We start from the raw sequence: 13,010 nt of genomic DNA on the forward strand, positions 1-13,010 counted from the left end.
GGGATCTATTATATAATGGTTGAATAGTATTTTTTTGGAATTATCTCTATTTTTAAAAGGGTTATTAGTAGGGGGTCTATCTTTAAAATTAAGAGGCTAATATATCGCATTTTTTATCAAAATGTTATACTTGTTTATAGACATTCATCAGAATATACATTAGTTTCAACACAGAAAGAAGTGAATTAATTAATGAACCCTTCACCTTTAAGATATCCAGGGGGGAAATATAAATTATATAGATTTATAAGTAAGTTAGTTGAAAATAACAATTGCTCAACATATATTGAGCCATTTGCAGGAGGTTCTGCACTTTCGCTTGCTATGTTGTTTAACGGTGTAGTCAAAAGAGTAATTATAAATGATTACGATTATTCGATTTATTGTTTTTGGGATAGTGTAATAAATAAAACCGATGATTTAATTAGGTTGATTCAACTTACACCAATTACACTTGAAGAGTGGCATCAACAAAAATCGATAAGAGAAAATTTGTATGAACATGAACCACTTAAAGTAGGTTTTTCTACCTTTTTTCTAAATAGAGTAAACAGATCAGGAATAATAGATAAAGCAGGGCCAATAGGTGGCTTGAATCAAACAGGTAATTATTCAATTGACTGCAGATTCAATAAAGAGAATTTGATTAAGAGGATAAATAAAATATCAAAGTATAAAGACGCGATTCGAATATGTAACTTAGATGCGATGGATTTCATTCACTCAGAAATCACTAAAACAAGGAATTCGTTTACTTTTTTTGATCCACCCTACTATAAAAAGGGGCAAGGTTTATATACCAATTTTTATACGCACGGAGACCATGAAAACTTATCAAAAACTATTAGTAATACAATGAGGAATCGAAAATGGATTGTTACGTACGATTCAACTAGCGAAATTAAACAGATATATTCTAAGTATGATTCCATCACTTTTAGTTTGTCCTATACACTTCAAGAAAAAAAGAATGGTTCAGAGTATATGTTTTTTTCAAAGAAAATCAATCGTTTAGACAATGAACGTGAATTAATAAACATTATAACTCATTTATAAAGTAAGCTATCCTTAGAGGGTGGCTTTTTTGTTATCTTTTGCTGATGAAAGGAAAAAGTTTATGTCATTATTAAATTCCGAAATAAAAAATAATTTTCTCAAAACAGCTATACCACAGCATTTTTCCCCTCCCAAAATTCATAGCCCCCCAAATCCTCCCGCCAGAAACCAACTTTGCATCTTCCCGGTAAAAGAAAAACAAAAAATATATGCATATTCTAATATTGACACAGAAAATGATAATCATTATCATCTTTCTTTAGGAGGCATATCCTCTGGTTCAACTATGCAATCATTTTATGCTACATCATAGAACTCAAGTAGGGGGAATCATTTAATGCGTTTTGTTAAACTGCCAGTTTTTTTTGTCTTTCTATCGTTGATGTTGGTGCTTGCAGCATGCGGCAATTCAAGCCCCGCCACCCAAACCGGGGGAACGCAGACCCAATCAGCTCCAACAGCCCAGGGAGAGTCTGACAAATCGGGAGAGCAGCAGGAACGGACAGTGAAGCATGTAATGGGTGAGTCAAAGATCAAAGGAGTCCCTAAGCGTGTCGTTGCTCTGGAATGGAGCAGTGCTGAACATGTGCTGGCATTAGGTATGCAGCCTGTAGGGATTGCCGATATTAAAAATATGAAAAAGTGGGTTAAGCTACCGGTTGAAATTGCGCCAGACGTAGTGGATGTGGGAAGCCGCATTGCACCAAATCTGGAATCGATCATGCTGTTGAAGCCAGATCTAATCATCGGAATTAAACGTAACGTGGAAGCAAATTACGACGAATTGAGCAAAATCGCTCCTACGATCGTGTATGATTCTAATCCACTTGAGGGTCAAGGTGATCAGTATTCCAGAATGATTGAGACTTTTAAGGAGATTGCCGATATTCTGGACAAAAAAGCAGAAGCAGATAACGTGTTGAAAAAACTCGACAAGACTTATGCAGAGGCGAAGGACAGAATTGTCAAAGCTGGTATGGACAAAATTCCGTTCGTATTGGCAATGGGCTACAGTAGTCAAAATGCGGTACAATTCCGTTTGTCTACTGATAACTCTACAGCGGTAAAAATTTTGGAGCATATTGGGTTGAAAAATGCGTACAAGCCGAAGAAGTTTGAGCTAAATGGAATGACGACCACGGACGTGGAGGCGCTTCCACCATTGCAGGAGGCTAACTTCCTGCATATCATTCAGGATGATGATAATGTCATTAACAATCAATTGAAAAATAATCCAGTATGGAATGGGTTAACCTTTGTAAAAGAAAATCGCATCTATGCGTTGGGAGGAGACATGTGGCCATACGGCGGGCCATTGTCCGCGGAAATCATGGCTAAAAAAGCGGCAGATTTACTAGCGAAATGAGCCTAGGCAAGCATGTATCGTCTGCCTCAACCGACATCCATCCAGCACCTTCTGCCCATAGAAGGGGCTGGAGGCCGTTTTGGATGCTATTGGGAGGGCTTGCGGTCTTATTGGTCCTTACCTTTGTCAGTCTGACGCAAGGCTTGGCTGATATTTCTCTTCGTGCTGTAGTGCAGGCGATTATCTCTCCTCAGGATATCGCCGATCATCAGATGATTCGTGGAATCAGATTGCCACGAACCGTGATGGGACTGTTGTCTGGTGCCGCCTTAGCTGTAGCAGGAGCGGTGATGCAAACCGTCACACGAAATCCACTCGCCTCTGAGACGACTCTGGGTGTGAATGCCGGCGCCTATCTCTTCGTGGTGTTCGGGATGGTTTTTTGGCCTTCGATCCTGCATCAGTTCCCGCTTCCTTTTGCAATGGCTGGCGGCATTCTCGCTGCGGCCGCCGTGTATTTCATGGCCGGCGGGCGAAAAGGAACTCCAGTACGAGTGGCTTTGTCTGGGATGATCATCACGCTGGTGTTTTCCTCCCTTACGAGTGCCATCATTTTATTTAACGAAGAAACGACGCAGGGGATTTTCCTTTGGGGTTCAGGCTCGTTAAAACAAAATGATTGGACAGGCGTTCAATTTAGCTGGTCTTTGATCCTAGGGGGAATCGCAGTTGGATGCCTGATGGCTCGCCAGTTAGATGTACTCAGCTTTCATGAGGAGACGTCGCGCTCGCTTGGACAAAAGGTAGGTAAGACTCGTCTGTTTGCCATGCTTTTAGCGATTATGGTTACGTGTGTCAGTGTAAGTGTAGTAGGGCCAATCGGGTTCATTGGACTGGTCGCTCCTCATTTAGTACGGTTGTCAGGATTGAACCGCCATATTTGGTTGTTGCCGATTAGTGCGATCTGGGGCGCCGCTTTGCTCATTGCCTCTGATACGATTGCCCGCACGTTTGTAAATGCGTACGGGGAGCTTCCGGCAGGAGCCATCACCGCTGCGATCGGCGGACCATGGTTGATATGGTTGGCGTTGCGCGTTTCCCGCAATTTGAATGCGGGATCAGCTTCGGGTTCTTCCATGAGTGTTGGTGTCTGGCGCCGTCGAATCTCTTATCCGCTACTGGTTTTTCTGCTTTGTGCCATGCTAGCTGTTATTTGGATGATCAGTCTATCCAGCGGAAACCTGTACATCTCGTGGACAGAGATCAGTGCTATTTTTATAGGGCAAGGAAATGATTTGTACCGTCAATTGCTGTTTGAACTGCGAATGCCGAGACTTTTGACCGCTATGCTGGCAGGAGTGGCATTAGCAATCAGCGGAAGTCTTATGCAAAGCGCTGTTCGAAATCCTTTGGCTGATCCGCAAATTGTGGGGGTTACCAGCGGAGCAGGCGTAGGTGCAATTCTGCTGCTCCTTGTATTTCCACAGTTCTCAGGGTGGATGCCATTAGGAGCTATGCTCGGGGGGATTATCTCAGCAGCCATTGTTTACGCCGTTTCCTGGCGTCGAGGATTAAACCCTGTTATCTTGACTCTGGTGGGGATTGCGGTAGCAGCAGTGGGTTCTGCCTTTATTAATATTTTGATCGTGAAAGCTCAGCTTCTAGCAGCACCAGCTCTGGCTTGGATGGCAGGGAGTACATATGGACGTGGCTGGACAGAAGTAAGTCGATTGTTGCCTAGTATACTCCTTCTGACACCGATTGCTTGGTGGTTGGGGCGCAGGGTAGATCTCCTGTCCTTTAATGACGAGAGCTCGATGGGATTAGGCTTACATGTACGTCTTACGAGGCTGATTGTAGCAGTTATCGCAGTTCTACTTGCTTCATCCGCGGTTGCCAGTGTGGGAGCAGTTGGATTTATTGGTTTACTGGCTCCACATGCAGCACGAATGCTGGTGGGCTCCTATCATCGCCGGATGGTTGTTATTTCTGCCCTGATTGGGGCAGTGCTTCTAGCATCAGCCGATCTAATCGGGCGAGTCATCCTCATTCCTAAGGATATTCCGTCGGGTATCGTTGTTGCTTTGCTAGGGGCACCTTACTTATTCCTGCTGATGATTCGATCTGCGCGTTCGATCAATTGAGCAGGAGCGTCATTTGTTTTTGCAACAGAAATCAATTAACGTAGAATGATAAAGGGAAAAGTAGATAGGCGGGATGAAGATCATTTTCGCTTATCTGCTTTTTATTTGGGAATTTTGGATAGACCAGATAGAGAGATTTATTAGGATATGTTCTTTCTAAACACAAAATATTTTATTCGCCGTATTTCGAATGCTCGTGTTTGGGTTACTTATAGGACAGGTGAGAGACAGAACCTATTAATCTACGGCACTTCGTAAATGAAAAATATCTACATGAGCAGGGAGAGGAAAATAACCGATGGATAAAAAAGCTAAGCAGATCCTAATGAAGACCTTCTGGAATAGTAAGGGCTGGATTGATAAGGAATCACGTAGCATCTCAGACGAAGATTTTGCCTATGCCAAGAGCAAGGGGCTGATGTTTGAGCAGCTTACGATTACACATGATGAGTGTGTGCAAAGATTAATAGATTTGCATCAGATCATAACAAAAGAACAGGTGGTAAAAGCGTTCTTACATAGCTTGTCGACCAGAAAGCTATATCTTAGAAGTGCGCTTTCCAGTTGGACATTGACTCACCAACTTCCACAGCATGCTTTTGAGAGCAACGTGGGAAAATATACGACCATAAACAACGGCAGTACCTTTGCAATGTATGGTGATTGTTACATCTGTGACGGTTATCATGTTGCCAGTCTGCAAGCTTACAAGAATGAAGACTTGAACGTGTTGAATTTTGAGAGAATCAAATGGGGCGGAATCCGGCTCAACCACATTGTCTATAATCTGCTTGATTTGGAGCTATTGGGCAAGGAAGAGAATATCGAGGTACAAGCAGAGGATATCGAGATTTTTCGCAGAATTCTGGAGGCGATTAGTAGCTGTGAGCCGACGGATGCGGCCCGTCAGTTGGAGAAACGGCTTAAGGACGTTCTCCCTTCAAGTAAAAATGAACGGGATGCCTTGCTTGAGATTTTAGCTACAGCAGGAATACTGACCGCTAGCAGGAATCGACCGGGTCGAGGAGGGAAAAATGATTTTTTTGCAATTGTAAACTGGCGTGGTGAAGACGGGTACTCTGAGCAGGCTGTACATCATTATTTTAGCCAGTGGTTATAGCAAGAGGGGAAACGTAGGGGAGGTGTCCCTTGATGTACGATATTAATTTGAATGTATGATCATGGCGGCTACTCCTGAAATGACACTTAAAAAAGATCCGCTTAGCACAAACCAAGTTGGTTTCTTATTAAAATCCAAAGGACCAATTAGCATAGGAAATAGCCATTTTGTACTTATAAAAAGTAAGATGCCTTCCAACAAACCTAATATAAGTAGGAACCTGCCCAATCCAAAAAGTGATTGCGATGTTAATGGGCTTGAAAAGCTTAGTTTTTTTGCAATGGATATATTTCCAAAAAGAATGAGCAGAAAGATAAAAATAATCAGTAGGATTCCCAAAATAGAAAGTGAATCCTTGTTAATGCGTTTGTTTAATTTTGAGTTTCTTGCATTTTTGTAATTATGAAAACCTGCTAGCCAAAAAATTACCCCTATAAAAAGTCCTGCTACTGTATAGATGGCTAGTAAACTGTTAACTAGCATCCCTGCTGCTGAAATCGAAAATAACATCTATCTTCTCCCCAGTTGTATTCATTTCTACGTGGTATTTGATTTAATGAATATCGTCTGAATTTGGAACCTTCGATCTATCTGAAATTGATGCAATACTTATATTCATTCCTGTGCTTGTAAAATATAATGCCGCCATTTCTCACCGAAAAAAGAAATGGCGGCTTACTCCGCTTTCTCTAACAGAATTAAAAATCAAAGTTGTCCGGATCTGGACCGACTCGATGATTTTGATTCAAAGAATCAATGCGATCCATCTCTTCTTGTGTTAACTCGAAATCAAACACAGATGCATTTTCAACAATTCGATGCTCCTTAGTAGACTTCGGAATGGTGACAACACCATGCTGGAGGTCCCAGCGAAGGATGACCTGAGCAACTGTTTTACCATGCTTATCAGCAATTTCTTGTAACACCGGGTTATCTAACAATTGGCCCTGCATTAATGGGGACCATGCTTCCATTTGAATATCGTGCGTCCGACAGAAGGTAATCAATTCCTTTTGCGTCAGATATGGATGAAATTCCACTTGGTTTATCATGGGTTTTATTTCAGCTTCCCCCATCAGGTCTTCAAGATGATGGATTTGAAAATTACTGACCCCGATTGCTTTTACACGCCCATCTTTATAGAGCTTCTCTAACGCTCGCCAAGCTTCCTTATATTTACCTTCCACAGGCCAATGAATGAGATACAAATCGAGGTATTCTAAGCCGAGTTTATTTAGACTTGTTTCGAAGGCAGCTAGGGTGGCTTCGTATCCCAGATCGGCATTCCAAACCTTTGAGGTCACAAAGAGGTCTTCTCTGGAGATGTTTTCTTCTTGCATGCTTTCGTGAATCGCCTGTCCCACACTTGTTTCATTTCCATATATAGCAGCCGTATCGATACTGCGGTAACCATGCTTAATAGCTGATTTGACGGCTGCTACCAGCTCAGAGCCTTCTTCTACTTTAAATACGCCAATTCCAAACCAAGGCATTTTAATACCGTTGTGTAGTGTTGTTGTATCTTGTAAATTTTTTGCCATATAAATAGCCTCCTATGTCATTTTTTACATAATGATGTGCTGGAAAAACGCTGTACAAATGATCAATAACAAAAATATCGTCAAGAGAGCCCTTGCCTTTTTATCAAAAGCGATCATTAAAACATAGACTTTTACAGGCGAGCTAGCTCATTCTTGTTGGTAGTCTTATCTTTTCTTTCCAAGGCGCGAGCCAAACCTGTTAAAAGTACGGCTCCTAAAACCATCAATGCTCCTACCCAGGGGGTATGAATCAGTCCAAGCTTGTCAGTAACGAGTCCGCCCAGGTATGCTCCGATTGCGATACCTGCGTTGAAAGCGGCGATATTCATAGCCGAAGCTACATCTACTGCTTTCGGTGCGTAACGTTCAGCTAACATGACGACATAGACCTGCAATCCGGGCACGTTCATAAAAGCTAACAAGCCCATGAGGAGGATTGTTATTAATCCGACAGCTTTAAACGGGGCGGTGAACGTTAAGATGAAGAGTATGATAGATTGTATAGTAAACATATAAAATAAGGCGGAAATAGGTTTGCGGTTGGCTGCCTTTCCACCAATGATGTTTCCAATCGCAATAGCAATTCCATAGCCAAGAAGAATAACGGCAACGGTCGTTTCCTTAAAGCCAGTTATATCATGAAGTAATGGTGATAAATACGTAAAGACGACAAAAGTGCCACCATACCCAATAGCGGTAATGAGAAAGGCAAGAAGCAATCTTCCATTAGTAACCAGTGTAAGCTGTTCTCGCAGCGGTGTTTTGGTCCCTTTACGCAAATCGGAAGGAATTAAAATGATATTGGCTAGGAAAGCTAAGATGCCAACTGCGACGATTCCAATAAAAGCAGCACGCCAACCTAATTGTTGTCCGATAAATGTGCCTAAAGGAACTCCGGTGACGGTCGCTACTGTAAGTCCTGAAAACATAAAGGCGATTGCACTGGCCCTGCGATTTTCTGGTACCAGATCAGCAGCGATAGTGGAGCCGATTGACATAAATACACCATGGGACAACGCGGAGATGATTCTTGCTATCAGCAATACGACAATTCCATTCGCAGTGGCGGCAAGAGTATTTCCTACAATAAACACTAGCATGATCCACAATAATAAGGCTTTGCGTGGGATGCCAGAGGTTAGAGAGGTTAAAATCGGTGCTCCAAAGGTAACCCCTAATGCATATAAAGTAACGGTTAACGCGGATGTTGAGACAGATATATTTAAATCATCAGCGATAAGCGGAAGTAGTCCCACACTGATGAATTCTGTTGTTCCAATTGCAAATGCACTAATCGCTAACGCAAGGAGCGCCAACGTGCTTCTTTTTTGATCTAATAACATTCACTCCACTCCTACAGTATGGTATGACCGGCCGGTACATGCTATTATGATTTAAGATAATGAAAATGAATAGTACGCACTATAAAGTAATATACGAACAGTAAAGTTACATACTTACTAAAAAGTAATATAGGTACTAAAAAGTTCCCGTGGGTGTGTCTAGGAGGGATAAGCTGTGAGTAAGAAAAAATATAATATCACTGTCGAAGCTACCTTAGAGGTTATAGGTGGAAAATGGAAATGTGTAATCCTTTGTCATTTAACACATGGGAAAAAACGCACAAGCGAATTAAAACGAATTATGCCTGGCATTACACAAAAAATGTTAACGCAACAGCTCAGAGAATTAGAGCAGGATGGTATTGTAAATCGAATTATTTATAATCAGGTTCCTCCAAAGGTGGAGTATGAACTAAGTGAGTACGGGTGGAGCTTAAAGCCGATATTAGATTCCTTATGTGTATGGGGAGAGAAACATATTATCAAGGAATATGGAGATAAGTTCGCTGTGCTGGAGGATAACATTTTAAATAAAAAGGATAAAGAAACCTTAGATTGAGATTCAACGGTCTTCATTTTGCTCCCGAGCGCTTCGTTTTTGAGAATCTCTAAATGACTCTACCTTCACATATATCTAATTTAGCAAAGAAAAGTCTTTTGACTAGTACAAGTCGTGAACGACTACATAGTATATAGTAAGTCAGACGATGGAGGTGAGACACATGAGTAAATGCCATCATCATCATCCTAAGAAGAAGAAGGTAGAGTTGGTTTGTAAATGCTGGGTTAAGAAAAAAAGAAAAAAACATGTTAGAAAACCGCATCATCCTTGCAATTGGTATTAGTATGTAAGGGTACAAACACAACGTAGTTTTGGGTGTAAAATCTGATAGGTATCTGCGCACTTCCAAATGAGAATCATGTGTTAAGTAACGTCTCACGTTTTAAACTACTGATTGATTCGGGATGAACAGGGTGTTTACCTTGACGAAGAGAGTTGAGGTAAACACCGTATCACAATCTAGTAGGTATTCACGGTATCTAACCAAATGCAAAGCCTGTGATCTCTAGAATAGATAGGGATCATGGGTTTTTTTTCTGGAATCCTTTAGAATCCGAATGATAAAGGTATTTATTTATAAGTAATTTACTAAAACACGAACTATTTAAAGTTTTAATTTGATATTAATCGTGTTTTATGATATTTTACAGGTGTGAAATTCATTTCATATAACAGAAGGAGAAAGTCAGAAATGGAATGGAAAGATATTATCGCAGCACTTAGCGTCGTACTCAACGGATTGCCGCAGGGTCTACTAGCACTATCTCTGGGTTTTGCTTCCGTACCTACAGCTTTGGCGTTTTTAATTGGTGCGACTGGAAACGCCATTACTGGCTCTGTAGCCGTTGTATCTTATCAGGTCGAGACGATTGCATTAGCTGGAACTTTGGGAAAAACGATGAGGGACAGGCTATCTATGATTTTTGTTGGCGGAGCAATTATGGCCACGATCGGTCTATTCGGCTTGTTAGAGAAAATCGTAAGCTTCATCGGGCCTGTCATTACAAGTGGGATGATGGCTGGCGTTGGTATTATGCTAGCACGTGTTTCTTGGGATATGGCTCGCAATAATATGCCTGTTGGAATCGTTTCGATGAGTACAGGGTTACTCACCTATTTTGTAACAAGAGATCTGGTCTATACGGTTACAATTTCCGTTCTTATTTCTAGTCTCATTTCGCTGCTTCTTAAACAGGGTAATACCATCAAACCGCTAGAAAATGACCGCTTTGCTTTTCAAAAACCAACGTTTTCAGCAGGTATCTTACGAGGGGCTATGGCGATGGTTTGTCTTAATATTGGCGCAAATATTGCTTTTGGCCAAATTAATGGTGAAATTGCCAAGGCGGATGTGAACATTGACACGCTTAGCGTAATTAGCAGTGTAGCGGATATGGTGTCTGCTCTATTTGGCGGGGCTCCTGTTGAAGCGATCATTTCTGCTACAGCAGGCGCTCCACATCCTGTTGCCTCAGGTGTCCTGATGATGGTAGTAATGGCGGGAATTCTTCTAGCTGGCTTGTTGCCCAAAATCGGTCGTTATATTCCTAGTGAATCTATCTCTGGATTTCTGTTTGTGTTAGGTGCAATTGTAACTGTACCCACCAACGCTATATCTGCATTGACTGGTGGCGAGGCTTCCTCTAGCCTGGTAGGTGGTGTAACGATGGTGGTTACCTCAATTTCCGATCCATTCTTTGGGATGCTAGCAGGCTTATTGATGAGAGCATTAATCAGCTTATTTGGGATGTAGGAGGGAGTTTCATGGAAAAGACTTATACGCTAGAGGTAGCAGGGATTATTCGCCATTTACCAATTATTCCGATAACAGAAAAACTCAGCATTGCCAGCTTTGTCATTCTTGGGGATACAGAGCTGGTAACAGCAGTAGCCCCACTTCTTGCGGCAAAACTTCCTAAAGTAGATGTGGTTATTACAGCAGAAGCCAAGGGGATTCCTCTCATTCATGAGGTATCGCGCGTGCTTAAAATGAAGAAGTACTATGTTGCTCGAAAAAGCACAAAGCCTTATATGCAAACTCCATTAATTAATGAAGTAGAATCAATCACTACTCAGAAAAAGCAAGTTCTTTGCTTAGACGGAGCGGACGCCAGTGAAATCGCAGGAAAACGTGTTGCCATCATTGATGATGTAATTAGTACCGGTAAGTCGTTGCAGGCTATTGAGGATTTGGTCATTCAAGCTGGCGGCATTGTGGTAGCTAGAGCGGCAATTCTTGCTGAGGGAGAGGCAGCCGAGCGGAGTGATATTGTATTTTTACAAGAGCTTCCGTTGTTTCCTCATGAAATAGAGTAGCAGCAACATCAGGTGCATGTTTAAGCAAGCATCCCCTTCTATCGCTAGACAGAGGGGTTTTTTTACATTAGGTAGGAAGAACCATCGGTAAAAGCTAAATTATATAGTATATTGTAGGTAGATAACATAAAAGCGAAGTAACCTTATTATTTATGTGAATATTCAAAATAGGGGTAGATCAGATGAAACGCAAACAAAGAAACCTGTTAGTAGTACTGATAGCAGGCAGTTTACTTATCACAGGCACGGCATATTCTAAAACCATTACCCAAAATATTGCTGTACGCTTTGCTCAGATTCAATTATTTGCAAATGGAGAACCAGTAAAAACAGCCGCGGAGCCATTTATTTATAAAAACAATGTGTATGCGCCTATGGAAACCGTGGCAAAAGCAATGGGTATCCAGTATGAGTGGGATAACAAAACACCTGCGCTTCGTTTTAGCAACCATTCACCAGTTCCAAAGAAATTGTGGGAAGAAGCCGCTAGAGGCAATTATCCAGTTAAGTACGATCCAACTGACCCAAAAAGTATTCCACCTAAGCTTCAATTATTAAACGATACCTATATTAATTTATCGGGCAAAAGCAATACCGAGTTTTTAGTCATGTATTCGTATACCAGTTTTGAAGATGTAACCTCTGCTACATATGTTTCTTTGTTCCAAAACGATAAAGGGAAGGCAAGGAGAATTAGCACCCTTAAAGTGTTTGTTGCAAAAGAAATAAAAGAGCTTTGGCGTGAGCAGGATGTTGTCTACAATGACAAGACGAAACAAATATTTGCTTTTAACCATGCTATGAAGGTAACGCAGACAGGCGTTGGTAAGGGAGATGTGCTGGAAGCCTGCATCATTGGCTATAAAGATGGAAAGCTGGTAAAGGTGAGCGATATAAAGAAATAGATAATAAAAACAGCCTATTTACTCCTCAAAAAGGTGATAGGCTGTTATTGTTTTATATGATGTCAAAAAGTAGAAATAAGCAAAAGTACGAATTAAGATTTTAGAATATGTCTTACATAATCTCTAGCACTTTGTTCTACCTCTTCATTTGTAAGATGATGCTCAGCACCGTAAATAGCAAATGTAGGTATAAATGTCATGCCTGTATAAATGCAGGTTGCCTGAAAAGGTCTGGTCAATTCACTCAAAGTGAATTGATTGGCTCCGTCAGCCTGATAATCAGATTGAAGAACACCAGCCGAGATTGCCAGACCTGATTGCTTGCCTTGTAGCTTATCCCCTTGAGAACCATATGCCCATCCATAGGTAAAAATATCGTCAAGCCATTTTTTCAGTAATGGGGGTGAACTATACCAATAAAAGGGGAATCAATTATAATTTCACATAAATTAGTAAAGAATGAATAAGGGAACCTGCTACTATATGTCGCTCACACTCCCTAAAAAATAGCTGAATAATCGGATAACTGATAGGGATAGCAGCTACGATGGAAGGCTTTTCACTCATCATTCATTCTACATTTATTCAGATAGTTACATATAGGAGTTTGCTAGAAGAAATTATCTTCGCAAATCTGTGCCTTTTACAGTGATCTCGATCACACAGGGTGACATTTCTCACTCTATATACTGAGGTCATACCACGCAAAACGAAAGT

General features: G+C 41.3%; 12 protein-coding genes and 1 pseudogene. 9 read left to right on the forward strand and 4 right to left on the reverse strand.

Annotated features, from left to right (window positions below):
• Positions 1–192: 192 nt before the first annotated feature.
• The 5 genes from AYJ08_RS14210 to AYJ08_RS14230 all read left to right on the forward strand — a co-directional run bounded on the left by AYJ08_RS14210 (position 193) and on the right by AYJ08_RS14230 (position 5,626).
• Positions 193–1,056, forward strand: a complete 864-nt coding sequence (locus AYJ08_RS14210) for a DNA adenine methylase (protein ID WP_064018273.1) — start codon at positions 193–195, stop codon at positions 1,054–1,056.
• Between the two features lie 28 nt (positions 1,057–1,084).
• Positions 1,085–1,369, forward strand: a complete 285-nt coding sequence (locus tag AYJ08_RS14215; protein ID WP_064018274.1) for a hypothetical protein — start codon at positions 1,085–1,087, stop codon at positions 1,367–1,369.
• Between the two features lie 24 nt (positions 1,370–1,393).
• Complete coding sequence (locus AYJ08_RS14220; RefSeq protein WP_064018275.1) at positions 1,394–2,422, forward strand: ABC transporter substrate-binding protein; 1,029 nt, start codon at positions 1,394–1,396, stop codon at positions 2,420–2,422.
• Complete coding sequence (fhuB, locus tag AYJ08_RS14225) at positions 2,419–4,506, forward strand: Fe(3+)-hydroxamate ABC transporter permease FhuB (protein WP_082890963.1); 2,088 nt, start codon at positions 2,419–2,421, stop codon at positions 4,504–4,506. The genes AYJ08_RS14220 and fhuB overlap by 4 nt, the downstream gene beginning before the upstream one ends.
• Positions 4,507–4,804: 298 nt before the next feature.
• Positions 4,805–5,626: a hypothetical protein gene (locus tag AYJ08_RS14230; protein ID WP_064018277.1), complete on the forward strand. Its 822-nt coding sequence runs from the start codon at positions 4,805–4,807 to the stop codon at positions 5,624–5,626.
• A 42-nt stretch (positions 5,627–5,668) separates the two neighbouring features.
• Here the strand turns inward: AYJ08_RS14230 and AYJ08_RS14235 are convergent, their stop codons facing one another.
• The 3 genes from AYJ08_RS14235 to AYJ08_RS14245 form a co-directional block, all read right to left on the reverse strand.
• Positions 5,669–6,136: a hypothetical protein gene (locus AYJ08_RS14235; protein WP_082890964.1), complete on the reverse strand. Its 468-nt coding sequence runs from the start codon at positions 6,134–6,136 to the stop codon at positions 5,669–5,671.
• Between the two features lie 188 nt (positions 6,137–6,324).
• A complete protein-coding gene (locus AYJ08_RS14240; RefSeq protein ID WP_064018278.1) occupies positions 6,325–7,167 on the reverse strand; it encodes an aldo/keto reductase in 843 nt (280 codons plus the stop codon).
• Positions 7,168–7,298: 131 nt separating this feature from the next.
• Positions 7,299–8,510: an MFS transporter gene (locus AYJ08_RS14245; protein ID WP_064018279.1), complete on the reverse strand. Its 1,212-nt coding sequence runs from the start codon at positions 8,508–8,510 to the stop codon at positions 7,299–7,301.
• A 175-nt stretch (positions 8,511–8,685) separates the two neighbouring features.
• On the opposite strand from AYJ08_RS14245, the gene AYJ08_RS14250 reads away from it, so the two are divergent.
• The 4 genes from AYJ08_RS14250 (at position 8,686) to AYJ08_RS14265 (ending at position 12,293) form a co-directional block, all read left to right on the forward strand.
• Positions 8,686–9,069: a winged helix-turn-helix transcriptional regulator gene (locus AYJ08_RS14250; protein ID WP_064018280.1), complete on the forward strand. Its 384-nt coding sequence runs from the start codon at positions 8,686–8,688 to the stop codon at positions 9,067–9,069.
• A 694-nt stretch (positions 9,070–9,763) separates the two neighbouring features.
• Positions 9,764–10,825, forward strand: a complete 1,062-nt coding sequence (locus tag AYJ08_RS14255; RefSeq protein WP_064018281.1) for a SulP family inorganic anion transporter — start codon at positions 9,764–9,766, stop codon at positions 10,823–10,825.
• A gap of 11 nt (positions 10,826–10,836) precedes the next feature.
• Complete coding sequence (locus AYJ08_RS14260; RefSeq protein ID WP_064018282.1) at positions 10,837–11,388, forward strand: phosphoribosyltransferase family protein; 552 nt, start codon at positions 10,837–10,839, stop codon at positions 11,386–11,388.
• Positions 11,389–11,570: 182 nt separating this feature from the next.
• Entirely contained in the window at positions 11,571–12,293 is a 723-nt protein-coding gene (locus tag AYJ08_RS14265; protein WP_064018283.1) for a stalk domain-containing protein, read from the forward strand.
• Positions 12,294–12,385: 92 nt separating this feature from the next.
• On the opposite strand, the pseudogene AYJ08_RS23050 reads toward AYJ08_RS14265, so the two are convergent.
• Positions 12,386–12,721: pseudogene (locus AYJ08_RS23050) on the reverse strand (NAD(P)H-dependent oxidoreductase); the annotation flags it as partial.
• Between the last annotated feature and the right edge of the window lie 289 nt (positions 12,722–13,010).

Source organism: Brevibacillus sp. SKDU10 (genome assembly GCF_001645205.1).
Lineage (GTDB): Bacteria > Bacillota > Bacilli > Brevibacillales > Brevibacillaceae > Brevibacillus_B > Brevibacillus_B halotolerans.